The organism is Mycobacterium sp. 050128 (assembly GCF_036409155.1).
Classification (GTDB): Bacteria; Actinomycetota; Actinomycetes; order Mycobacteriales; family Mycobacteriaceae; genus Mycobacterium.
Map to the genome: position 1 here is coordinate 200,294 of NZ_JAZGLW010000006.1, position 23,895 is coordinate 224,188.

Annotated in this window: 22 protein-coding genes and 1 pseudogene; 6 read left to right on the forward strand and 17 right to left on the reverse strand. The window is 62.4% G+C overall.

Annotated features, from left to right (window positions below):
• Positions 1 to 44: 44 nt before the first annotated feature.
• Together SKC41_RS28415 and SKC41_RS28420 are read left to right on the forward strand one after the other, a co-directional pair.
• Entirely contained in the window at positions 45 to 1,118 is a 1,074-nt protein-coding gene (locus SKC41_RS28415; protein ID WP_330981028.1) for a class 1 fructose-bisphosphatase, read from the forward strand.
• 5 nt (positions 1,119 to 1,123) lie between these two features.
• Positions 1,124 to 2,023, forward strand: coding sequence for a phosphoribulokinase (locus SKC41_RS28420; RefSeq protein WP_330981029.1), 900 nt, complete (start codon positions 1,124 to 1,126; stop codon positions 2,021 to 2,023).
• 119 nt (positions 2,024 to 2,142) lie between these two features.
• Here the strand turns inward: SKC41_RS28420 and SKC41_RS28425 are convergent, their stop codons facing one another.
• Genes SKC41_RS28425 through SKC41_RS28435 form a run of 3 tightly spaced genes read right to left on the reverse strand, consistent with a single transcriptional unit; the run spans position 2,143 to position 4,610 of the window.
• Positions 2,143 to 2,739, reverse strand: a complete 597-nt coding sequence (locus tag SKC41_RS28425; protein WP_330981030.1) for an alpha/beta hydrolase — start codon at positions 2,737 to 2,739, stop codon at positions 2,143 to 2,145.
• A gap of 3 nt (positions 2,740 to 2,742) precedes the next feature.
• Positions 2,743 to 3,162, reverse strand: coding sequence for a ribulose bisphosphate carboxylase small subunit (locus SKC41_RS28430; RefSeq protein WP_330981031.1), 420 nt, complete (start codon positions 3,160 to 3,162; stop codon positions 2,743 to 2,745).
• A gap of 17 nt (positions 3,163 to 3,179) precedes the next feature.
• Positions 3,180 to 4,610, reverse strand: coding sequence for a form I ribulose bisphosphate carboxylase large subunit (locus SKC41_RS28435; RefSeq protein ID WP_330981032.1), 1,431 nt, complete (start codon positions 4,608 to 4,610; stop codon positions 3,180 to 3,182).
• A gap of 170 nt (positions 4,611 to 4,780) precedes the next feature.
• Here SKC41_RS28435 and SKC41_RS28440 point away from each other — a divergent pair, with 170 nt between their 5' ends.
• Positions 4,781 to 5,779: a class I fructose-bisphosphate aldolase gene (locus SKC41_RS28440; RefSeq protein WP_330981033.1), complete on the forward strand. Its 999-nt coding sequence runs from the start codon at positions 4,781 to 4,783 to the stop codon at positions 5,777 to 5,779.
• 12 nt (positions 5,780 to 5,791) lie between these two features.
• Here SKC41_RS28440 and SKC41_RS28445 read toward each other — a convergent pair whose 3' ends face one another.
• Entirely contained in the window at positions 5,792 to 6,331 is a 540-nt protein-coding gene (locus SKC41_RS28445) for a phosphate-starvation-inducible PsiE family protein (protein WP_330981034.1), read from the reverse strand.
• A gap of 445 nt (positions 6,332 to 6,776) precedes the next feature.
• Between SKC41_RS28445 and gap the strand changes: the two genes are divergently transcribed.
• From gap to SKC41_RS28460, 3 genes and pseudogenes are all read left to right on the forward strand, one after another.
• A complete protein-coding gene (gene gap / locus SKC41_RS28450; protein ID WP_330981035.1) occupies positions 6,777 to 7,796 on the forward strand; it encodes a type I glyceraldehyde-3-phosphate dehydrogenase in 1,020 nt (339 codons plus the stop codon).
• Between the two features lie 2 nt (positions 7,797 to 7,798).
• Positions 7,799 to 9,037 (forward strand): phosphoglycerate kinase, encoded by a 1,239-nt coding sequence (locus SKC41_RS28455; RefSeq protein ID WP_330981036.1) that lies wholly within the window; start codon positions 7,799 to 7,801, stop codon positions 9,035 to 9,037.
• Positions 9,034 to 9,117: pseudogene (locus SKC41_RS28460) on the forward strand (triose-phosphate isomerase); the annotation flags it as partial. The gene SKC41_RS28455 and the pseudogene SKC41_RS28460, both read left to right, overlap by 4 nt.
• A gap of 68 nt (positions 9,118 to 9,185) precedes the next feature.
• Here the strand turns inward: SKC41_RS28460 and nuoN are convergent.
• The 13 genes from nuoN to SKC41_RS28525 are packed head-to-tail and all read right to left on the reverse strand — an operon-like array spanning position 9,186 to position 23,886.
• Positions 9,186 to 10,706, reverse strand: a complete 1,521-nt coding sequence (gene nuoN / locus SKC41_RS28465; RefSeq protein WP_330981037.1) for an NADH-quinone oxidoreductase subunit NuoN — start codon at positions 10,704 to 10,706, stop codon at positions 9,186 to 9,188.
• Entirely contained in the window at positions 10,703 to 12,238 is a 1,536-nt protein-coding gene (locus SKC41_RS28470) for an NADH-quinone oxidoreductase subunit M (RefSeq protein ID WP_330981038.1), read from the reverse strand. Before SKC41_RS28470 ends, nuoN begins: the two co-directional genes overlap by 4 nt.
• The gene (gene nuoL / locus SKC41_RS28475) at positions 12,232 to 14,109 is read right to left on the reverse strand and encodes an NADH-quinone oxidoreductase subunit L (protein WP_330981039.1); all 1,878 of its coding nucleotides are present in this window, start codon (positions 14,107 to 14,109) and stop codon (positions 12,232 to 12,234) included. The genes SKC41_RS28470 and nuoL overlap by 7 nt, the downstream gene beginning before the upstream one ends.
• Before the next feature lie 8 nt (positions 14,110 to 14,117).
• On the reverse strand, positions 14,118 to 14,417 hold the full coding sequence (gene nuoK / locus SKC41_RS28480) for an NADH-quinone oxidoreductase subunit NuoK (RefSeq protein ID WP_330981040.1): 300 nt from the start codon (positions 14,415 to 14,417) through the stop codon (positions 14,118 to 14,120).
• Positions 14,414 to 15,256 (reverse strand): NADH-quinone oxidoreductase subunit J, encoded by an 843-nt coding sequence (locus SKC41_RS28485; RefSeq protein WP_330981041.1) that lies wholly within the window; start codon positions 15,254 to 15,256, stop codon positions 14,414 to 14,416. The genes nuoK and SKC41_RS28485 overlap by 4 nt, the downstream gene beginning before the upstream one ends.
• A complete protein-coding gene (gene nuoI / locus SKC41_RS28490) occupies positions 15,253 to 15,777 on the reverse strand; it encodes an NADH-quinone oxidoreductase subunit NuoI (RefSeq protein WP_330981042.1) in 525 nt (174 codons plus the stop codon). Before nuoI ends, SKC41_RS28485 begins: the two co-directional genes overlap by 4 nt.
• Positions 15,770 to 17,023 carry an NADH-quinone oxidoreductase subunit NuoH gene (gene nuoH, locus SKC41_RS28495; protein ID WP_330981043.1) on the reverse strand — a complete coding sequence of 418 codons (1,254 nt, stop codon included), beginning with the start codon at positions 17,021 to 17,023 and terminating at the stop codon, positions 15,770 to 15,772. The genes nuoI and nuoH overlap by 8 nt, the downstream gene beginning before the upstream one ends.
• Complete coding sequence (locus SKC41_RS28500; RefSeq protein ID WP_442931853.1) at positions 17,020 to 19,371, reverse strand: NADH-quinone oxidoreductase subunit G; 2,352 nt, start codon at positions 19,369 to 19,371, stop codon at positions 17,020 to 17,022. The genes nuoH and SKC41_RS28500 overlap by 4 nt, the downstream gene beginning before the upstream one ends.
• On the reverse strand, positions 19,317 to 20,636 hold the full coding sequence (nuoF, locus tag SKC41_RS28505; protein WP_330981045.1) for an NADH-quinone oxidoreductase subunit NuoF: 1,320 nt from the start codon (positions 20,634 to 20,636) through the stop codon (positions 19,317 to 19,319). The genes SKC41_RS28500 and nuoF overlap by 55 nt, the downstream gene beginning before the upstream one ends.
• A gap of 1 nt (position 20,637) precedes the next feature.
• Positions 20,638 to 21,360, reverse strand: a complete 723-nt coding sequence (gene nuoE / locus SKC41_RS28510) for an NADH-quinone oxidoreductase subunit NuoE (RefSeq protein ID WP_330981046.1) — start codon at positions 21,358 to 21,360, stop codon at positions 20,638 to 20,640.
• Positions 21,357 to 22,682, reverse strand: coding sequence for an NADH dehydrogenase (quinone) subunit D (gene nuoD, locus SKC41_RS28515; protein ID WP_330981047.1), 1,326 nt, complete (start codon positions 22,680 to 22,682; stop codon positions 21,357 to 21,359). The genes nuoE and nuoD overlap by 4 nt, the downstream gene beginning before the upstream one ends.
• Positions 22,682 to 23,332, reverse strand: coding sequence for an NADH-quinone oxidoreductase subunit C (locus tag SKC41_RS28520; RefSeq protein ID WP_330981048.1), 651 nt, complete (start codon positions 23,330 to 23,332; stop codon positions 22,682 to 22,684). Before SKC41_RS28520 ends, nuoD begins: the two co-directional genes overlap by 1 nt.
• The gene (locus SKC41_RS28525; protein ID WP_330981049.1) at positions 23,329 to 23,886 is read right to left on the reverse strand and encodes a NuoB/complex I 20 kDa subunit family protein; all 558 of its coding nucleotides are present in this window, start codon (positions 23,884 to 23,886) and stop codon (positions 23,329 to 23,331) included. The genes SKC41_RS28520 and SKC41_RS28525 overlap by 4 nt, the downstream gene beginning before the upstream one ends.
• Positions 23,887 to 23,895: the final 9 nt, after the last annotated feature.

A 23,895-nucleotide genomic window follows, 5' to 3' on the forward strand; every position in this document is an offset into this window, starting at 1 on the left:
AAAAGGGGGATGGCTAGTCCTAACCGGTCCGGCACCCTGCGGGCATGCTTACTGATCACACGACCCTGGTCCAGTTTCTGATCGAGGAGCGACGCCGTCACCCAGACGCGTCGGGGGACCTCAACGGCCTTATTCTCGACGTTGCGTTGGCCTGCAAGGCGATCGCGAAGCGTGTGGCCGCAGGAGCTCTCGGCGGGGTGCTTGGCTCGAGTGAAAACACCAACGTCCAAGGCGAGGTGCAGCAGAAGCTGGACGTCGTGGCCAACGACTACTTCTTGCGCGCCACGGAGTGGGGCGGTCACGTGGCCGGGATGGTCTCCGAGGAGCTCGAGGAGCCCTACCCGTTGCCGGTCGAATATCCAAGAGGCAAGTACCTGCTGATGTTCGATCCCCTCGATGGCTCGTCGAATATTGACGTCAATGTCTCGGTTGGCAGCATCTTCTCGATTGTCATGGCCGCGAGCCCCGGTGCGGACCCTGAACCGCAGGATTTCTTGCAGCCAGGATCGCGCCAGGTCTGCGCCGGGTACGCCATCTACGGTCCGTCGACGATGCTGGTCCTTTCCGTAGGTACCGGTGTCCATGCCTTTACTCTGGACCCGAATCTTGGAGAGTTCATTCTGACTCGTCAGTCGATCCAAATCCCAGAAACTACCAAGGAATTCGCGATCAACGCTTCGAATCAGCGGTTCTGGGAACCGGCGGTGCAGCGGTATGTTCAGGAGTGTCTCGCCGGCCGTTCTGGGCCCCGGCAGAAGGATTTCAATATGCGCTGGGTCGCGTCGCTGGTGGCTGAGACACACCGGATTCTCACCCGTGGAGGAGTTTTCCTCTACCCGCGTGACTCGCGCGAGCCCGTCAAGCCGGGCCGCTTACGGCTGCTCTACGAGGCAAATCCCGTAGCGTTTTTGATCGAGCAAGCCGGCGGCGCGGCCAGCACCGGAAGAAAGCGGGTGCTGGACGTGGTTCCAAGCGAGCTGCACCAACGCGTGTCACTCATCTTCGGGGCCCGCGAGGAAGTCAGCCGTATCGAGGAGTACCACGAAGAGAGCTACGAGCTGACCCCCACGTTGCCCCTGTACGGCACCCGCGGCTTGTTCCGCACAGCGGCGGGCTGAGCGTCATGTCACGCAGACACCCCATCGTCTCGGTCACGGGCTCCTCGGGAGCGGGCACCACATCTGTGATGCGCACATTCGAACAAATCTTTCGTCGTGAAGGCGTCCACGTTGCCTATGTGGAGGGTGACAGTTTCCATCGGTTCGATCGGCTCGACATGAAGGAGGCGATCGCCGAGGCCCACGCTCGCGGGGACCATTCGTTCAGCCATTTCGGTCCGGAGGCAAACCTTTTCGAGGATCTCGAAGAGTTGTTTCGGACCTACGGAGAGACAGGCAGCGGCATGTTCCGCAAGTACCTGCACGACGAGGCGGAAGCCAAGCCCTACGATCTGGCGCCCGGCACCTTCACACCGTGGGAGAAGATCACCGACGGCACGGACCTGCTCTTCTACGAGGGCCTGCACGGTGCGATCACCACAGAAACGGTAGATGTCGCCAGTCACGCGGACTTGCGCATCGGCGTGGTACCGGTAATCAATCTCGAATGGATCCAAAAACTGCACCGCGACAAGAACGTTCGTGGCTATTCCTCCGAGGCGGTCACCGATACAATCCTGCGCAGGATGCCCGACTACGTGAATTACATCTGTCCGCAATTCTCCAACACCGATGTCAACTTTCAACGTGTTCCAGTGGTCGATACGTCGAATCCGTTTATAGCTAGGGCGATTCCAGCAGCGGACGAGTCGATGCTGATTATCAGATTCCGTGATCCACACGGAATCGACTTTCCGTATCTGCTGTCGATGCTGCATGATTCGTTCATGTCGCGGCCCAATACGATCGTGTGTCCGGGTGGCAAGATGGATCTCGCGATGCAGCTAATCTTCACGCCCATGATTCTGCGGCTGGTAGACCGGCGAAACGCCGAACTCCGCAACTCCGACCTGATCAGCCGATGATCAAGTTGGAAGGCACGATGAACCGCAGCCCCGGAGCTTGGGGCCAAGACCATCAGTAAGGCGACGGGCACCAACGAGTGGTCGTTGCGGCTTTTTGGGATCCGTGCGGCCAACTCCGCCTATTGAGAGAGCGCGCGAACGACGATTTCAGCAACTAGCTGTGCGGTGAAGTGGCGCGAGCCGCGCGGGCCTGCGAAGTCGACCAAGCGAAACTCGCCATTTACGTGTCGCCGGCTTGACCGGGCGACGGAATCGTCAGCCTTTGAACTCACTAGGGCAGTCGTATCGACTTCCACTGCCCCACAATCCTTGTCGCGGATCAAGCCGTTGACATCGGGCACGCCGGGATGACCGCAATCCAGTACAACTAAGCCCGTGAACCTGCCGCGTTGGCTCGCGGCAAGGTCCCAGGCCAACTGGCCTGCGGTCCGGTCACCGACGAGCAGCCCGCTGCCTACTCTCAACTGGCCCAAGATGTCGACCACCGACTTTGGGCTCAGACCGCGATGCGCCCGGATAGTCAGCGTCCGGAACATGGCGACATGCAGTCGGCTGCGAACAACCTCAAAAGTGCTCAGCTGACGTCGCGCCTCGTCCAACATAATGACGAGGCGACCGTTTTCCGGGCCATCCAGTTCCACCGACACCCGGTCTCCGTCGACGGTCTCAACGATGTAGACGTCCTCGCGGCACACGGGCGGGTACCCATCGACCATGAGTCATCCGTAACGGTGGCCCGATGGCTGTTGGGTGGCGTACGCAAATGTCGTGTAACTAATACGGCGGTCTGAGCCTTCGGCGCGGTCGAGCCGGAAACCGGGCTCCTCGACGGGGCGCTGCACGATAAAGGAGAAGGCAGTGGTTTGTCGCCCCAGGCGCGCGTCGTAGGCGTTAAGACGGATGTAGGCCGTCGGATACGCGCTGCGGCATGCGTTGACTTCCAAAAGTACGCCGGCCGCGTCTTTTAGGTCGAACATCGGCAACCCCCACATCTCCCAATACACATTCCGCGGATGAGGGTCATCAGTGAATTCGACCGATAGCGGCCAATTATTGTCTAGCGCGTAGTTGATCTGGGCTGTGATCTCGTCGTCAGTGAATTCTGGCAGGTACGAGAAGGTGCCTTGGGTGATACGCATATGAACTCCGATCCGGTTCAGGAATGAGTGGGCGTCGCGACGACGTCGGGGGTGTCGGTCGATTCGTAGTTGAACGAGATGTCGCCCCAGGTCGCCAGGGCAGTATCGAGCGCTCGGTTGCTGGATGCAGCTTTCTTCAAGATCTCGGGCCCCTCTTTGTAGAAGTCGCGACCCTCGTTGCGCGCTTTGATCATCGCCTCCAAAGCGACCCGGTTGGCTTCTGCGCCCGCGGCGATGCCCATGGGATGACCGATGGTGCCGCCGCCGAACTGCAGGATGACGTCTTCGCCGAGGTAGTGGAGCAACTGGTGCATCTGGCCGGCGTGGATGCCGCCCGACGCGACCGGCATGACACCGGGCATCGAGGCCCAATTCTGGTCGAAGTAAAGGCCTTTGACCGGATCGGCTCCGATTTGATCCAGACGCAGAGTGTCGTAGAAGCCGGCGATCGCGTGCGGGTCCCCCTCCAACTTACCCACGACCGTTCCAGCGTGAATGTGATCGACACCGGCGAGGCGCATCCACTTGGAAATCACCCGGAAGCTGACGCCATGATTCTTCTGGCGAGTGTAGGTGCCATGCCCGGCACGGTGTAGGTGCAGTAACACACCGTTGGCGCGGGCCCAATTCGCCATCGACTGGATTGCGGTGTATCCGATCGTCAGATCGATCATCACGATCACCGAGCCGAGTTCCTTGGCAAAATCGGCCCGCTCGTACATCTGCTCCATTGTTCCGGCGGTGACGTTGAGGTAATGACCCTTGATTTCACCTGTGGCCGCCTGCGCACGATTGACTGCCTCCATGCAGAACAGGAACCGATCGCGCCAGCGCATGAACGGCTGGGAGTTGATGTTCTCGTCGTCCTTGGTGAAATCGAGCCCGCCCCGTAAAGCCTCATAGACGACGCGGCCATAATTGCGTGCCGAAAGGCCAAGCTTGGGCTTGGTGGTCGCGCCCAAAAGGGGCCGCCCGAATTTGTTCAGATGCTCGCGTTCCATCACCACCCCGTGTGCAGGGCCTTGGAAAGTCTTGACGTACTGAGTCGGGATGCGCATGTCTTCCAGGCGAAGCGCTTTGAGCGGTTTGAAGCCGAAGACGTTACCGATAATGGAGCTGGTGAGATTAGCGATCGAGCCTTCCTCGAACAGGTCCAGGTCATAGGCGATCCAGGCGATCCACTGCCCGGGCGTATTGGGCACCGCGTCCACGCGATAACACTTGGCTTGATAGTGCTCGAACGTGGTGAGCCGGTCCGTCCAGACGACGGTCCATGTGGCGGTGCTGGATTCTCCGGCAACCGCAGCTCCTGCTTCCTCGGGCGGGACGCCCGGTTGCGGTGTGATCCTGAAGGCGCACAGAACATCTGAGTCCTTCGGGACGTAATCTGGCTGCCAGTAACCCATTTCGGCGTAGGGGATAACTCCAGCGTTCCATCGATCTGTCATGCCCCGAATGCTGCCAGTGAATTATCAACATGTCTATTGAGAATCTGCCATGAACTCTGAACTTATCACTTTATAACTTCACCCGGCGCATCCACCACTTTGGTGAGGACCCCGGGCTTTGGGGGCCGATAAGTTCCACTCGACAACCCCGTACCGAAGGATGCAACTCAATGACGATTTGTCGACAGACCGCTGCACGCATGATGGAGCTCGGCAAAGGCATTCTGGCCGCCGATGAAAGCATCGCCACCATGTCGAAACGCCTTGAGGAGGCCGGCGTCGAGCCGACGGCCGAAAACCGGCGCCTATACCGCGAGCTCCTCGCCACTGCGCCGGGCCTCGCCGAGAGCGTGTCGGGCATCATCTTCTGCGACGAGACTCTGCGCCAGACCTTCAGCGACGGTAGGCCATTCGCGCAAGCGGTGCGCGACTTGGGCATACTGCCGGGCATCAAGGTGGACACTGGCGCCAAGCCATGCGCCGGTCTGCCCGGCGAGACCGTCACCGAGGGGCTCGACGGGCTACCGGCGCGCCTCGCCGAGTACGCGAAGATGGGTGCGGCGTTCGCCAAGTGGCGGGCGGTGTTCACGATAACCACCGACACCCCCAGCCGCGGCGCAATGCGGGTCAATGCCAGTGCCCTGGCGCGCTACGCTGCCGCCTGCCAGGAAGCCGGAATCGTGCCGATCGTGGAGCCAGAGGTACTCATGGACGGCAAACACAACCGCGGCGTCTGCAGGGAAGTGACTAGTGCTGTGCATACGGCGGTGCGGACCGAACTCGCGCTGCTTAATGTCGATCTGGCTGGCATCGTTCTCAAGCCGAACATGGTTCTCGAAGGTGAGAGCTACGCCCGACAATCCATTCCAGCTGAAGTCGCCGACTTCACTGTCGGCGTACTGCGGCAATGGCCCGGCGATCTCGCCGGTGTCGCCTTCCTGTCCGGAGGCCAGCCGCCTGAGCGAGCAACCGCGAATCTCGAAGCGATGCAGGACCATCGGACACCGTGGCCCCTCACCTTCTCCTTCGGCCGGGCGCTGGTAACGCCTGCTCTTTCTGCGTGGCGCGGCGAGCCGAGCCGGGTTGCTGAGGGGCAGGCTGCGCTGATCGAGCGCGTTGCCGCCAACGGCGCTGCGGCACGCCGACGTGCCGAACTTGAGTCGGTCTGACGAGCGGCCTTGCTAGCTGCCTACCTCCGGGCTATGTGAGACTTTGGACGAGCTGACGCGGACAATCAAGATGGCTGTGGCGATGGCGAGCACTAGCAGTCCAAGCACCCCGAGTTCCACCATCAATTGGTCGAGCCGCTCGTTCGATTGGGGTTGCTCGAACCGTGCCGTTACGATCAATATCCGGCGCACGGTGGCGATCAGACCGATGAACAGAAACGGTTCCGGGGCGATTTCATGGCTTTCGATAACCGTTCGCAAGGTGTAGGCAATCTCGGCGATGATGAGTACCAACAGAATACGGTCAAGAACCAGCACTCCACCCTCGAGTGCGTTCTGTTTGGTTGCCACCGATTCGGTGATGGCCTGCACGCTGCCGACGATTACCAACGCCGCCGCTGCGATCAACAGCAACAAGGCAAAGCCGTTGAGCAGCGTCTCGAAATAATGAGTAACCAGGCTGCCGAGTCGATCATTGAGTCGACGCCTGGATGGGTGGTCCGTGGAGTCAGACATGGTCCACTCGCGGGGAATGGGGCTGTGCAGCAGCATGTTCGATGATCCGCACCGAGCGTCGCGTCGGATCGACCACGTCGCGACCACCCTGTTCGTATTCGACGAGCACGTGGCCGGGTGAGGTTGAGCGGACTCGCGCGAGTCGGCCGGACACACCTGAGGCCACTCGCACCCGATCGCCGGCCGAGGGGACACGGCCCGCTGGGGCGAGACCATTGACACCGCCAGTAGTCCGGGGCATTTCGCAGCTCCTTTCGCGGGAAGGGGAGGTTTGGGCCCCATTGTTTCGGGTTTACCGGCCATGGGGGACGCCCCGATGGGGGGTTGTCGGGGTGTTGTTGAGCGAGGCGCGGCGTAACGCCCACGACGTCGATCCCGAGTGGATCACTCCCACGTCGTTGCCCCTGATCGGGGGATACTTCAGCGAGAGTATCAGGGCAGCATGGGATTCCGACAATATGAATCACCAGTGGAGGCGTGTGTGACTGTCCGAGTAGGCATCAACGGCTTCGGTCGGATCGGACGCAATTTCTACCGTGCGTTGTTGGTCCAGCAGGAGAAGGGCGGCGCTGACATCGAAGTGGTGGCGGTCAACGACATCACCGACAACAGCACCCTGGCGCACCTGCTGAAATTCGACTCCATCCTGGGCCGGCTGCCGCACGACGTCAGCCTCGAAGGCGAGGACACCATCGTGGTGGGCCCGGCCAAGATCAAGGCGCTGGCGGTCCGCGAGGGCCCGGCCGCACTGCCGTGGGGTGACCTGGGCGTCGACGTCGTCGTCGAATCCACCGGCATCTTCACCGCCCGCGCCAAGGCGCAGGGCCACCTGGATGCCGGCGCCAAGAAGGTGATCATCTCGGCGCCCGCTAGCGACGAGGACATCACCATCGTGCTGGGCGTCAACGACGACAAGTACGACGGCAGCCAGAACATCATCTCCAACGCGTCGTGCACCACGAACTGCCTCGGGCCGATCGCGAAGGTCCTCAACGACGAGTTCGGCATCGTCAAGGGCCTGATGACGACCATCCACGCCTATACGCAGGATCAGAACCTGCAGGACGGGCCGCACAAGGACTTGCGCCGCGCCCGCGCCGCCGGGCTGAACATCGTGCCGACCTCCACCGGGGCGGCCAAGGCCATCGGTCTGGTGCTGCCCGAGCTGAAGGGCAAGCTCGACGGGTATGCGCTGCGGGTGCCGATTCCCACCGGTTCGGTCACCGACCTGACCGCGGAGCTGAAGAAATCCGGCACGGCCGACGAGATCAACGCCGCGATGAAGGCCGCGGCCGAGGGGCCGATGAAGGGCATCCTGAAGTACTACGACGCGCCGATCGTGTCGAGTGACATCGTCACCGACCCGCACAGCTCGATCTTCGACTCCGGTTTGACCAAGGTGATCGACAATCAGGCCAAGGTGGTCTCGTGGTACGACAACGAGTGGGGTTACTCCAACCGGCTCGTTGACCTGGTCTCGCTGGTCGGCAAGTCGCTGTAGCCGTGGGCGTCCCAAACCTCGAAGACCTTCTCTCCGAAGGTGTTTCGGGTCGCAGCGTGCTGGTGCGTTCCGATCTGAATGTGCCGCTCGACGGCGACGGTGTCATTACCGACCCCGGCCGGATCACCGCGTCGGTGCCGACGTTGCAGGCGCTGTTGGATGCCGGCGCCAAGGTCGTGCTGACCGCGCACCTGGGGCGTCCCACCGAAGGACCGGATCCGATGTTGTCGCTGGCGCCGGTCGCGGCCGCGCTGGGCGAGCAGCTGGGCCGGCACGTGCAGCTGGCCGGCGACGTTGTCGGCACCGATGCGCTGGCGCGTGCTGAGGGTCTGACCGACGGCGACATCCTGCTGCTGGAGAACATCCGCTTCGACCCGCGCGAGACCAGCAAGGACGACGGTCAGCGCTTGGCGTTGGCCAAGCAGCTGGCCGAATTGGTCTCGCCGGGAGGGGCTTTCGTCTCCGACGGGTTTGGCGTGGTGCACCGCAAGCAGGCCTCGGTGTACGACGTCGCCACCCTGCTGCCGCACTACGCGGGCACGCTGGTGGCCGACGAGATCGAGGTGCTGGAACGGCTCTGCAGCTCCACCGAGCGGCCCTACGCCGTCGTGCTCGGCGGATCCAAGGTGTCCGACAAACTCGGCGTCATCGAGTCGCTGGCAACCAAGGCCGACAGCATCGTGATCGGCGGCGGGATGTGCTTCACATTCCTTGCCGCACAGGGATATTCGGTGGGCGATTCGCTACTCGAAGAGGACATGGTCGAGACCTGTCGCAACCTGCTGGACACCTACGCCGACGTGTTGCGCCTGCCCGGCGATATCGTGGTGACCGAACGCTTCAGCGCCGATTCGCCCCCGCAGTTCGTGGCCGCCAATGCGATTCCAGACGACCAGATAGGTCTGGATATCGGCCCGGGTTCGGTCAAGCGGTTCGCCACGCTGTTGTCCAACGCCAAGACCGTCTTCTGGAACGGGCCGATGGGCGTCTTCGAATTCCCGGCGTACGCCGCCGGCACCCGAGGTGTCGCCGAGGCCATTGTCGCGGCGACGGCCAAGGGCGCGTTCAGTGTGGTGGGCGGTGGGGATTCCGCCGCCGCCGTGCGGGCGCTGAAGATCCCGGAAGACGCCTTCTCGCACATCTCCACCGGCGGTGGCGCGTCACTGGAATACCTGGAAGGCAAGGAGCTGCCCGGCATCGAGGTGTTGGGCCGCCCGCAGGCGAGCGAAGGAGCGTCGTGAGTCGCAAGCCACTGATCGCCGGCAACTGGAAGATGAACCTCAACCACTTCGAGGCGATCGCGCTGGTGCAGAAGATCGCGTCGCGCTAGTCGGCAAGTCGTGATGACCCGAAGACTCGGCTGTCGAACATAACTCTTGGCAGTCCGCGTTATCGCTGAAACTGGTTGGCTTTAGACGCAAGATCGAACAACGGCTGGGGCACGACGCCAAGCAGGATGGTCGCCGATGCGGCTATCGCGACGGCCGCCCCGGTAGCTCGCATCGGGAAAATCGCTTGGGGCGTCGATGAATCGGGTTCGCGGAAAAACATTGTCATGATTACCCGGGCATAGGCGAATGCCGCTATCGCGCTGCTCACCGCACCGACGACGACGAGTCCGATTGCCCCTTGATTTGCGGCGGCCTGAAAGATCGCGAACTTGCTCACAAAGCCGCTTGTCAGCGGGATGCCGGCAATCCCAAAGAGGAACAGTGATAGCACCGCAGCGACAGCGGGCGAGTTCCGGCCGAGCCCTGCCCATCGCGAGGTGTCGGTATCTTCTTCGCCGTTCGGCAGCCGGATCATGGTAACCACGCCGAAGGCGCCGACCGTACTGATGCCGTAGGTGACCAGATAGAACATGGTCGAGGCCAGGCCGGCTGGTGTTCCGGATAATCCGAGCAGCAGGAATCCGACATTGGCGACCGACGAATACGCAAGCAAGCGCTTGATGTCAGTCTGAGTAACCGTAAGTGTCGCGGCCACCATCATCGTGAGCGCGGCGACCGCCCAAAGTATCGGCCGCCAGTCCCGCAGTAGGCTGGGCAAGGCGACATAGCAGATCCGCGCCAAGGCCGCGAATGCGGCAATCTTCGTCGCTGCAGCCATAAGCCCGGTGATCGGCGTGGGCGCGCCCTGGTACACATCAGGCACCCACGAGTGGAACGGGACCGCGCCGATCTTGAATAGCAAACCAGCCAAGAGCAATCCGACTCCGGTCATCGCCAGCGACGCCGGACCGCCGTGGCCGCCCAGAGCGCCGGCGACGCCAGAAAACGACAGTGTTCCGGCATACCCGTAGAGCAGCGCGGCACCGTAGAGGAATAGTGCGGATGAGAACGCGCCCAGCAGAAAATACTTCAGCGCAGCTTCTTGGGACAGGAGTCGGCGACTCCGCGCGAGGCCGCATAGCAGGTATAGCGGCAGCGAAAACACTTCGAGAGCAACAAAGATCGTCAGCAGATCGGCGGCGGCACAGAACACCAGCATGCCGCCAAGGGTGAACATGAAGAGCGGAAAGACCTCGGTCTGAATGATTCCGCGGTCTGCGCAGAGCTGCTCGTCTTTGCTGCCCGGAACGGTGGACCCCTGCGGGGCGAAGGCCGAGAGGCGGCGTTCGGCGATCGGCGCCAGCCCAACCATGCCGATTACTACAACGGCACCCTGAAAGAACAAGGTGGGCCCGTCAACCATCATCGATCCCATAACGGCAGCCCCGTGCTCACCGCTGAGCAAAAATACGGCGAGGAGGGCGGTGACCAGGGAGCCCGCAGCCAGCGTGAGTTGCGCGGTGTACCGATGGCGCCGCGGCAGAGCAGCCTCGATGAGGATGCCTATGACGGCGGCACTGAATACGATCAGCATTGGTGAGAGCCGGGCGTACTCGACACTCGGTGCTGGAAGGGTCATTTCGCTATCGCCTCCGGGACGCCTCGGGGGGTGGGATCGAATTGGTCGATGATGGTCAGGGTGCGTGTCACCGCTGGATTGATCGCGTCCAGAGCCACCCTCGGGTAGACACCCAGCACGACTAAAAGCGCCATCAGCGGTGTGACGACGAAGATTTCGGCGGCCACGAGGTCCTGCAACTTTTCGTCGCTGACCTTCACAGGCCCAGTCATCATTCGCTGATACATCCACAATATGTAGATGGCCGAAAACACCAGCGCGGTCGCGGCTGCTGCGGCGGCGGCGGGGTAGCGCGTAAAGGTGCCGATCAGAACGAGGAATTCGCTGATGAACGGGGCCAGGCCGGGCAATGCGAGGGCCGAAAGCCCCGCCACCAAGAAGGTGCCCGCCAGCCGCGGCGCGACCTTCTGTACGCCGCCGTAATCATTTATTGCGCGAGTGCCCTTGCGCGAGACGAGGAAACCGGCGATGAGGAACAGTGCGGCAGTCGAGATGCCGTGGTTGACCATGTAGAGGACAGCGCCGGACTGACCCTGACTGGTCATCGCGAAGATGCCCAAGATAATGAACCCGTAGTGGCTTACCGATACATAAGCGATCAGGCGCATCACGTCGGTCTGGCCGATCGCCACGATCGCGCCGTAGATGATTCCGATCACCGCCAGGGTGATGATCAGCGGCCTGAAATGTGTTGATGCGCCGGGAAACAGTTGCAGACAGTAGCGCAGCATGCCAAAGGTGCCGACCTTGTCCACGACCGCCACCATCAGGACCGCGGTCGTAGGCGTCGCCGATGTCGCTACGCCTGGCAACCAGGTATGGAAAGGCCAGAGCGGCGCCTTGATAGCGAAGGCCGTCATGAAGCCGAGGAACAATAGTTGCTGGACAACGGGATTCGCAGTCTGCGCGGTACCGAGTAGGTCGCGGATGTCTAAGCTGGCTACACCGGCTTTCGTCGCCAACCCGTAAAGCCCGACTACCGCCGCGAGCATGGTCAGACCACCGAACAGGTTGTACAGCAGGAACTTCAGGGAAGCCCGTCGACCACCGGGCGTTCCGAATCGACCGATCAGGAAGTACAGCGGGACCAATGTCGCTTCCAGCACGACATAGAAGAGCACGATATCGAGCGCGATAAACGAGAGCAGGGCTAGTGATTCGACGGTCAGGATCAGCGCGACATAGGTCTGGGCCGCCCGTGGGCGATCGGTGGGATCACTCCAGCCGGCAATGATCAGCAGTGGCACTAACACGACCGTCAGCAGCACCAAAACGAATGCGATACCGTCGAGTCCCACCGTGTACCCGGCGCCCAATGCTGGTATCCACCGCTGGGATTCGACGTATTGGTATTGCGTGGCGCCGCTACTGAACCCGGATATGAGCTCGACCGCCAGGGCCAGCGTGGCCAGCGCCACACCCAGACCCACCCACTTGGCATTGCGCTGTGCGGGAGGCACAAGTAGCACAATCGCGGCACCGATGACTGGTGTCAGCCACAGAATGGTCAACCATGGAACACCCGTCACCATGACGTCACCACGAACACGCCGGCGATCACCAGCGCGGTGCCCGCCAACATCGACGCGGCATAGGATCGTGCGAAGCCGGTCTGCAACTGTCGCAATCGAACCGAGGCCTCCGCTATCAAGGCGGCGACCGCGATCGTTGCACCGTCGATGCCTTTGTGGTCGATCGCGACCAATGCGCGCGCCAGGCGCGCACCGGGACGTATGACGATGCGCTCGTTGAACGCATCGCCGTAGAGGTCGTTGCGGGCCGCGATGGTCAGGGCAGACGCGGTCGGCGCCCGCGTGGGCAACGGACTGATCGCATACCTTAGGTAGGCGATGGCGGTTCCGGCGGCAACGACTGCCAGGGTCCCCACCGCGACGGCCCATGCCGTCGTCGTGTGGTCGATTGCATGGGTGCCGACGATGGGCTCCAGCCAACGCTGCAGCGTCCCGTCGATCGTCAATGCGCCTCCCGACGCCACTGAGCCTAGAGCGAGCACGATCATCGGCCACGTCATCACAGGCGGGGACTCGTGGGGTTGGGTGTCGTGTGCCCAGCGTTTGTCTCCAAAGAACGTCATCAGCATCACGCGCGTCATGTAGAACGCAGTGAGGCCGGCACCCAGGATTGCTGCTGCGCCAAGCACGAAACCCTCTGCGCCGCCGGCACTGAACGCGGCCTCGATGATCGCGTCCTTGGAGAAGAATCCCGCTAGCGGGGGCATGCCGATAATCGCCAGATATGCCAGTACGAACGTTGCGTAGGTGACCGGCAGCTCCCTGCGCAACCCGCCGTAGCGGCGCATGTTCACCTCGTCGTTCATCGCGTGCATGATCGATCCCGCACCGAGAAACAACCCCGCCTTGAAGAACCCATGCGTCAAGAGATGCATGATCGCGAAAACATAACCGGCCGGTCCCAGCCCGACGGCTAGCATCATGTAGCCGATTTGGGACATGGTGCTGGCCGCGAGCGCCTTCTTGATGTCGTCCTTCGCGCAGCCGACGACCGCTCCGAACAACAACGTCACCGCGCCGACGATCGTGACGCCCTGTTGCGCGGTTGGGGCGAGGTCGAAGACGGCATGCGACCGCACGATCAGGTACACGCCCGCGGTCACCATGGTCGCCGCGTGGATTAGGGCCGAAACCGGCGTCGGGCCCTCCATGGCGTCGCCTAACCACGACTGCAGCGGAACCTGCGCGGACTTTCCGCAGGCAGCCAAGAGGAGCAGCAGGCCGATCGCGGTGAGTGTGCGCTCGCTTAGTTGTGGCGCTGCTGCGAACACATCGGAGAAAGACATTGATCCGATGTAGTCGAACATCAGCATCAGCGCGATGGCGAGACCGAGGTCACCGATGCGGTTGATGACGAAGGCCTTCTTCGCTGCCGCAGCTGCCGAGGGCCTTTGCGACCAGAACCCGATCAGCAGGTAGGAGGCGAGGCCGACGCCTTCCCAGCCGGCGTAGAGACCAATGTAATTGTCGGCGAGTACGAGCAGCAGCATCGCGGCCGTAAACAAGTTCAGGTAAGCGAAAAATTGTCGACGGCGCGGGTCCTCGGCCATGTAGCCGATCGAGTAGATCTGGATTAGTGAACCGACACCGGTGATCAGCAACACGAAGCACATCGATAGCTGGTCGAGTTCTAGACCGAAGTTCACCCGCAGCGCGGCAACCGGCAGCCAGGAAAACAGGGGTTCGTCTATGGCGCGGTGTTCGGAATCGCGGTGCGTCATCTCGACGAATAGTGTTGTGCACAAGACGAACGATGTGACCGCGGTTGCGCACCCGAGCAGGTGATGCCGGCCATTCCAGCGCGGGCCCCCCAGCAACAAGAGCGCGGCGCCTGTTAGCGGTGTCGCGATCACCAGCCATATCGGAATCATTGTGCGCCTTAGTTCTTCAGCAGGCTCGCGTCGTCGACGGACACAGAGTGACGGCCTCGGAAGATGGTGATGATGATCGCCAGGCCGATCACCACTTCGCTTGCGGCTACCACCATGGTGAAAAAGGCCACCATCTGACCGTCCAGATTTCCATCCATTCGGGAAAATGCGACTAACGCCAAGTTGGCTGCATTGAGCATCAGCTCGACACACATGAACATCACGATGGCGTTGCGGCGCAACAACACTCCGGATGCGCCGATCGTAAATAGCAACGCGGACAAGTAGACGTAGTTCGCCGGGCTCATGGCTGGGAGTCCTCTCCGGAGCCGGTCGCCCATGCGTCGACCCAGTCGACGGTCAGCGGCGGGCTGACCGGTCGCTGACGCGTCTGTGCGGCAGTGAGTGTTGGGTGAACGCCGACGTGACGCGGCCGCAAGGTCGCGGAGACCGATTGCGGGGCCGGAGAGCCGTCTGGGAGCAAAGCAGCGGTGTCAACGGCGTTGTGACGGGCGTAGACGCCGGGGCCGGGCAAGGTGGTCGGGTGTCCACCGGGCCGGAACCGTTCTCGGGAGAGCTCCCGTTGGGTCTTACGGCGCTCGAATCGTTCGCGGTGGGCGAGCACCATCGCGCCGGCTGCTGCCGTGATGAGCAGCGCGCTTGTCAGCTCGAACGCCCACAGGTAGCGGGTGAATATCAATGCGGCCAGACCTTGTACGTTGCCGCCCGCGTTGGCCTGCGCCAAGCCGGCGAACCGGGTCCCTGCGAGGTTGCCGAGCCCGCAGATGAGGATGACTCCGAAGCCGACGCCGATGGCGACGGCCGCGAGGCGCTGCCCGCGTAGGGTCTCTTTCAGAGATTCTGCAGAGTCGACGCCGATAAGCATCAACACGAATAGGAACAGCATCATCACCGCACCGGTGTAGACCACGATCTGCACGACACCGAGGAACACAGCATCTTGAGTGGTGTAGAAAACAGCGACGATGACCATAGTCGTGGCCAGGAACATCGCCGAGTACACCGCCCTGGCGGCCATCACCACGCCCAGCGCGGCGGCCACGGCAATCGTGCCGAGGACCCAGAACAGCACTGCTTCGCCGGTCGATGTTCTCGTAATACCTTCGGTCGCAAGCACAATGGTCATTGAGTTGCCTCCATCTCGCTTGCAATCGTTCCGCGGTAGTAGTCTTTTTCGGTTGTGTTCGGCGCCATCGGGTGTGGCGGCGGCCGCATTGCGGGTTGCAGCGGGACCAACAGCTTGTCCCGGTCCCAGATGAGACCGGCGCGGTTGTCATCGGCCATCTCGTACTCGTTGGTCATTGTCAGGGCCCGCGTCGGGCAGGCTTCAATGCACAGGCCACATCCGATGCAGCGCAGGTAATTGATCTGGTACACCCGACCGTAACGCTCACCGGGGGAATAGCGTTCGGTCGCAGTGTTGTCGGCAGCTTCGACGTATATTGCGTCGGCCGGGCAGGCCCACGCACACAGCTCACAGCCGATGCACTTCTCGAGCCCGTCGGGATAGCGATTGAGCTGGTGTCGTCCGTGGTAGCGCGAGGCGACCGGACCGGGCTCTTCGGGATACTGTTCGGTGATCGGCCTCTTGAACATGGCACCGAAAGTGACTGCAAATCCGGCGATCCCATCGAACCATCTAGGCATCGGTTTCCTCCTGACGGATGATGATCACGGGATCGAGTGCGGTCCGGCCCGGCGACGTCGGGGGCGGAAAGTCACGGCTGGCATGGGCAATCTCGTCGACCGAAGACGCGCGTCGTTTGACCCCGGTGCCCGGTCGCCTCGCCTTGGCACCGGAGGTTTTCGCGGCGAGTAGGACACCGATGATCAGGCAGAGTTCACCAATGCCGACGGGCCACTCCGCCGTGTGCGACTTGGCCCCAAGACTGCGTGCCGCCGCGACAATCATGAGCCAGACAAGCGAGATTGGGATCAGTGCCTTCCAGCCCAGTGCCATGAACTGGTCGTAACGCATCCGCGGCAGGGTCGCGCGAAGCCAGATGAACAAGAAAAGGAAGCCCCATATCTTTCCAATGAGCCAAATCACCGGCCACCAGCCGGTATTGGCGCCGTCCCACATGCTGATTGGCCACGGCGCGTGCCAGCCGCCCAAGAACGTCGTAGCCGCAAGCGCCGAAGCCGTTGTCATATTTACGTATTCAGCGAGCATGAACATTGCGAATGTCAACGACGAATATTCGGTGTGAAACCCGCCCACCAGTTCGCCTTCGGCCTCGGGCAGGTCGAACGGCGCCCTGTTCGTCTCGCCCACCATGGCGGTCAGGTAGATCAGGAACGATGGGAGTAGCAGGAACACGTACCAAATGCGATGTTGGGCGGCGACGATGCCCGAGGTCGACATTGTTCCGGCGAACAGGAATACCGCCGTGAACGACAACGCCATCGCGATCTCGTAGGAGATCACTTGTGCGGTCGAACGTAAGCCGCCGAGCAACGGATACGTGGAGCCAGACGCCCAACCGCCTAGGACCAATCCGTAGGCGCCGATGGATGCGACTGCGAGAACGTAAAGAACGCCTACCGGGAGGTCGGTTAGTTGCAGCCGTGTGGGGTAGCCGGAGATGGAAACCTCCGGGCCGAAGGGGATGACCGCGAACGCCGTGATGGCCGGAACCACGGAGATGACCGGCGCGAGCAAGTACAGTCCCCGGTCTGCGCTCGTGGGCATGATGCCTTCTTTGAGTGCCAGTTTTGTGCCGTCGACTAGGCTTTGGAGGAGCCCGGCGGGTCCCGCCCGGTTCGGACCGCACCGCAATTGCATCCGGGCGAGTATCCGTCGTTCAGCGAGAATTGCCAGCAAGACGGTCGCGAGCAAGAATCCGAATATCGCGATCGCCTTTACGGTGACAACCAACCATGTTGCGTTCATCGCGAGGCTCTGATCGCCACCACGGCGCCGCTGCAGACACCGAGGCTGTCGTGCACGCTGCATGGGCCGGAATTGATCGGCAGCCACACAACTCGGTATGGCAGGTCGGAAATATTGAGCGGCAACGTAATTGCGCCGAGGTCAGTCCTGACAGTGACCGGATCACCTTCTGCCACACCGATCTCCGCCGCAGTCGTGGCCGAAAGTCGCACCACGGCGGGTCGCGCCGTCCCGGCTAGGTGGGGTTCTCCGTCTTGTAACCGTCCGTTGTCGAGCAGCATCCGCCACCCAGCAAGAATCGCTTGCCCCCTGACGAGGGTCGGCGGCTCGGCTGGTGGTGTCGGGGATTCGTTGCGGCGCTGGCCTGTCCAGGGGCCAAGGCTGCGGAGTTCGTCGCGGGCGGCGGCTGCGTCTGGGAGGCCGAGCCCACACCCCATTTCGGTCGCGATCGTGTTGAGTATCTGCAGATCGGTAAGGGCATCTGAACCCGTCAGCGCGGCCTCGAAAATCCGCTCGCGCCCTTCCCAATTGATGAACGTGCCGGACTTTTCGGTGACCGGGGCCACCGGAAAGACGACGTCGGCGTGCTCTGTCACGTCGCTTCGGCGCAGTTCTAGGCTGACAAGGAACTGCACCCTCGACAGGGCGTGTTGGGCTGTGACCGGATCGGGAAGATCGGTGATTTCGACCCCGCCGACCACGAGTGCGTGCAAGGCGCCACCGAACGCGTCGGCCAGGATCGCGGAGGTGTCGCGGCCGGGTCGGGAAGTCGGGCGGCCACCGGGCAAAATGTTTGGTAGGGCGCCTGCCTCGATCGCGCCTCGCTCTCCGGCGCGCCGCGGCACCCACGCTAGCCTCGCCCCGGTGGCATCGGCCAACCGCGCCGCCGCCGAAAGCCCGCCGGCGACGGATGCCAGCCGCTCACCGACCATGATTACCGCGCCCGGTTGGCGCAGCAGCGTACTCACGTGCCCGCGATGTAGTTCGTCGAGTCGGAAGGGCTCGTCGCCCGGTGCCGCCCGTACCAGGGTGCCCGCCATCTTGGTCAGCCCGCGGGTGGTGAACGGTCCGATCGAGAACACCGGCAACCCTCGGGTTCGGGCGGCTTTCCGCAACCGGAGGAAGACGATCGGCGACTCCTCTTCGGGCTCAAACCCCACCAGCACAACGACCGGTGCCGCCTCGAGGTCGTTGTAGGTCACTGTCATCGACCGGCCCGCGATGCGCGCAGCCAAGAAGTCGGCCTCCTCGGCAGAGTGCGGGCGAGCACGAAAGTCAATATCGTTGCTATCCAGGGCAAGTCGCGTGAACTTCGCGTATGCGTACGCGTCTTCGTAGGTGAGCCGTCCACCGAGCAGTACTCCGGTTCGGCTGTGCCCGTCGCGGAGTCCGGCGGCGGCAACGCTGAACGCCTGCGACCACGACGCCGGCTGCAACACGCCATCGGATCCACGGATCAGTGGGGTCGTGATCCGGTCGGGCTGATTGACGTAGGAGAAGGCCCAGCGGCCTTTGTCGCAATTCCACTCCTCGTTGACCTCAGGGTCATCGCCGGCTAAGCGGCGCAACACTTTTCCGCGACGGTGATCGGTGCGTTGGTCACACCCCGACGCGCAGTGTTCGCACACTGTGCGGCTGGATATCAGATCGAATGGGCGCGCTCTGAATCGGTAAGAAGTGCCAGTCAAGGCGCCGACCGGGCAAATCTGGACTGTGTTGCCCGAGAAATATGACGTGAAAGGCTCTTCGCTATAGATCCCCACTTGTTGATTGGCGCCGCGCTCCAGCAGCTCGATGAAAGGGTCGCCGGCGATCTGGTCGGAAAAGCGGGTGCAGCGCGCGCACAGCACACATCTCTCCCGGTCCAACAGCACCTGAGACGAGATGGGAACCGGTTTCGCGAATGTTCGTTTGGTGCCGAGGAAGCGGGATTCGGCCTGGCCGTTCGACATCGCTTGGTTTTGCAACGGGCATTCGCCACCCTTGTCGCAGACTGGGCAGTCGAGTGGGTGGTTGATCAGCAGCAACTCCATCACGCCCTCCTGCGCGGAGGCCGCGGCGGCTGATGTGTGCTGGGTGTGTACCACCATGTCATCGGCGGCAGCGGTGGTGCACGACGCCATCGGCTTACGCTGACCTTCGATTTCCACCAGGCACTGGCGGCATGCGCCTACCGGCTGCAGGAGCGGGTGGTCGCAGAATCGTGGAATCTGGATTCCCGCTTGCTCGGCGGCCCGGATGACCAGGGTTCCCTTGGGCACTGTGATCTTGGTGCCGTCGATGGTCAGAGTTATCAAGGCCGGACCGCCAGTTCGGGGGTCTGCAGCATCGAGTCGTGCGGGTCGAATGGGCACCCGCGGGTGGACATGTGCGCCTCGTACTCTTCCGGGAAATGTTGCAGGGACGAGAGGATCGAACTCGCCGCCCCATCTCCTAATGCGCAGAACGACTTTCCATTCATGTTGTTCGCGACATCCAACAGTCGCTGGAGATCATCGGGAGTTGCCGAACCCGTCTCCAGCTGCTCATAAATCTGGGTTAGCCAGTACGTGCCCTCCCGGCACGGAGTGCACTTGCCGCACGATTCGTGGGCGTAGAACTGTGTCCAGCGCCGTGCCGCGCGGACCACGCAGGTCGTCTCGTCAAAGATCTGTAGTGCCTTGGTGCCCAACATCGATCCGGCAGCGCCCACTCCCTCGTAGTCAAGGGGGACGTCAAGATGTTCTGCGGTCAGGATTGGCGTGGATGAGCCGCCCGGCGTCCAGAACTTCAGTCGATGATTGCCGCGTACACCGCCGGCGTACTCGAGCAGTTCGCGCAGTGTCGTCCCCAATGGGGCCTCGTACTGGCCGGGACGATTGATGTGTCCCGACAGGGAATACAAGGTGAATCCGGGGGAGTCTTCGCTACCCATCGACCGGAACCAATCGGTGCCGTTGAGAATGATCGACGGGACCGATGCCAGCGACTCGACGTTATTGACCACAGTTGGACACCCGTACAACCCGGCTTCGGCGGGGAATGGCGGCCGCAGGCGCGGCTGGCCGCGGCGACCTTCCAGCGAATCCAGCAATGCGGTTTCCTCGCCACAGATGTAAGCACCCGCGCCCGCATGGACCACGACGTCGAGCCGGTAGCCGGAGCCCATGATGTTCGAACCGAGCAAGCCTGCGGCATAGGCCTCAGACACCGCAGTTTGCAGCCGCCGCAGCGCCGCAACCACTTCGCCGCGGATATAGATGAACGCGTGCTGTGCCCGGATTGCATAGGCACCAATGATGGTGCCTTCGATCAGGACGTGTGGCGTCGCCATCATCAACGGAACGTCTTTGCACGTACCGGGTTCGGACTCGTCGGCGTTGACGACAAGGTAGTGCGGTTTGGCTCCCGCGCCGGTGTCACCTTGTGGGATGAACGACCATTTCACGCCAGTTGGAAAGCCCGCACCGCCGCGGCCGCGCAGGCCAGAGCTCTTCACTGCCTGGATGACCTCGTCGGGGTTCATGGCCAGCGCCTTCTGTAGCGCCTGGTAGCCACCGTGCTTGCGGTAGACGTCGAGCGTCCACGATGTCGGGTGATCCCAGTAGCGGGTCAGTACCGGGGAAAGCGCCATCTCAGTCTTCGCCTTCCAAACCATCTGCGGCCATTCCGTTTTGGCGAGCGGCTTGCAGCCCGGCGACCGTCGCAGCACCGGCGGTCGTGGTGTCGGTGTTCGGTGGCGCGGTGCCCGCGAGGAGCCGCTCGGTTTGCCGGAAGGTGCACAGGGGTCCGCCGCGGGTCGGCTTGGGGGGGTCGCCTGCGCGCAGCGCGTCGACGAGGCTGCGGGCCGTTGAGGGCGTTTGATTGTCGAAGAACTCCCAGTTGACCATGATGACGGGGGCGTAGTCACATGCGGCATTGCATTCGATGTGTTCGAGGGTGACTTGACCATCTCCGGTGGTTTGTCCAGGGCGCACGCCGAGGTGGTGTTGCAGGGCGTCCAGTATCGCGTCGCCGCCCATGACTGCGCATAGCGTGTTGGTGCAGACACCAACGACGTATTCACCGGTCGGGTTGCGTCGGTACATCGAATAGAACGTGGCCACCGAGAGGACCTCGACGCTGGTCAAATCTATTTGACCGGCACAGAATTCGATGCCCGCGGGGGTGAGGTAGCCGTCTTCGGCCTGAACCAGGTGCAGCAACGGAAGCAACGCCGAGCGCCTGTGTGGATAGCGTTTGCTGATCTCGAGCGCTTCGGCCTCGAGGCGGGTTTGTGTCTCGAGTGGATAGGAGTCGGGCCCGTCGAGGTGTTGTGGCTCTTGGTGTTTGGATCCCAGCTGCAGGTATACGGTCATCGGTCGACCCCGCCCATCACTGGGTCAATGGAGGCCAGCGCGGCGATGGCGTCGGCTACCATGCCGCCCTCGCACACAGCTCCCACCGCCTGCAGGTTGGTGAAGGAGGGATCGCGGTAATGCACCCGGTAGGGCCGAGTGCCGCCGTCGCTGACCATGTGCACGCCCAGCTCGCCGCGCGGTGATTCCACCGCCGTGTAGACTTGGCCGGCCGGAACCCGGATGCCCTCGGTCACCAGCTTGAAGTGGTGGATCAACGCCTCCATCGAGCCGCCCATGATCTTGGCGATGTGCTCCGGCGAATTACCCATGCCATCCGGGCCCACCTTCAAATCCGCGGGCCAGGCGATCTTGCAGTCCTCGACCATGGTCGGACCCGGCTGCAGTTTGTCCAGACACTGCTCCACGATCTTGACCGACTCCCACATCTCTTTGACGCGAATCATGTAGCGCCCGTAGGCATCACAGCCGTCATCGGTGATGACGTCGAAATCGCAGTTCTCGTAGCCGCAATACGGTTCGCTTTTGCGTAGGTCGTACGGCAAGCCCGTGGAACGCAGGATCGGACCGGTGATGCCCAGCGCCATGCAGCCCGCCAGGTCCAGGTAGCCCACGCCGTCGGTGCGGGCCTTCCAGATGGCGTTCTCGTTGAGAAGGTCGCCCATCTCGCGCAACGGCTGCCGCAATTGCGCCAGCGCTTCGGCGATTTCGTCCTTGGCACCCGGCGGCAGGTCTTGCGCCACGCCGCCGGGCCGGATGTAGGCGCTGTTCATCCGCAGGCCAGTGATCGATTCGAACAGCGTGAGCACGATCTCGCGGCCCCGGAACCCGACAAACATCGGAGTCATCGCGCCTAGTTCCATTCCGCCGGTTGCCAGTGCCACCAGATGGCTCGATATTCGGTTCAGCTCCATCATCATCACGCGAATGATGTTGGCGCGCTCGGGTATTTCGTCGGTGATGCCGAGCAGCTTCTCCACGCCCAGGCAGTACGCCGTCTCGTTGAAAAACGGTGACAGGTAATCCATCCGGGTCACAAACGTGACACCCTGATTCCAGCTTCGGAACTCAAGGTTCTTCTCAATGCCGGTGTGCAGGTAGCCAATACCACATTGCGCCGCGATTATTGTTTCGCCTTCGATTTCCAAGATCAGGCGCAAAACCCCATGGGTAGAAGGGTGTTGGGGTCCCATGTTGACCACAATCCGCCCGGTGGCGTGTTCTTGGGATGCCGCCACCACTTCGTCCCAATCGTGACCGGCGACGGCGACGATCGTGTCCTCGTCGACACCGTCACAGACTCGAATCTTGGAGGTAGTCATCAGTGGTAGGCCCTCCGCTCGTCGGGCGGGGGTATCTGCGCGCCCTTGTATTCGACCGGGATGCCGCCGAGTGGGTAGTCCTTGCGTTGCGGGTGGCCCTGCCAGTCGTCGGGCATCTCGATTCGGGTCAGCGCGGGGTGGCCGTCGAAGATGATCCCGAAGAAGTCGTATGTCTCGCGTTCGTGCCAGTCGTTGGTGGGGTAGATCCCGAACAGTGAGGGGATGTGCGGATCCTCGTCTGGCGCAGACACTTCCAGCCGCAGCCTGCGGTTGTGGGTGATCGACTGCAGCGGGTAGATGGCGTGCAGCTCCCGGCCGGTGTCGTGCGGGTAGTGCACACCGTTGACGCCCAGGCACAGTTCGAAGCGCAGTTCCGGTTCGTCGCGCAGGCGTTGGGCCACCTGCAGCAACCGATCCCGACTCACGTGCAGGGTGAGTTCACCGCGATCGACGACGACGCGTTCGATCGCGGCAGGATAGGCATGCTCGCCGAGCGCGGTAGCCAGCGCATCGACGAGCTTGTCGAAATAGCCGCCGTAGGGACGAGAAGCGTCTTCTGCCCGTGGGTTCGAAGGTAGCAATCGACCATATCCGGAGGTGTCGCCGCTACCTGCCACGCCGAACATGCCCCGGCTGCCGTCGTTGATCATTGTCGCAACAGACCTTTGAGCTCGTTGGTGGGCGTGGCGCCCAGTGCCGCCTGCTCGGCTTCAGCGACGGCCTGCTCCCGGTTTACGCCGAGCGGCATTTCCTGAATCTTCTCGTGCAGCTTGAGAATTGCGTACAAGAGCATCTCGGGACGAGGCGGGCAGCCGGGCAGGTAGATGTCCACCGGCACCACGTGGTCCACGCCCTGAACGATCGCATAGTTGTTGAACATCCCGCCGGACGACGCGCAGACACCCATGGCCAGCACCCATTTCGGTTCTGCCATCTGGTCGTAGATCTGGCGCAGCACCGGGGCCATCTTCTGGCTCACCCGCCCGGCCACGATCATCAGGTCGGCCTGGCGCGGTGTCGCCGAAAACCGCTCCATCCCAAACCGTGCGATGTCGAACCGTGGTCCGGCCGTTGCCATCATCTCGATCGCGCAACAGGCCAATCCGAATGTTGCCGGCCACAGCGAGTTCTTGCGGACGTACCCGGCGATCTTCTCGACAGTCCCGAGCAGGATGCCGGCGGGTAGCTGTTCTTCCAGGCCCACGGTTTTACC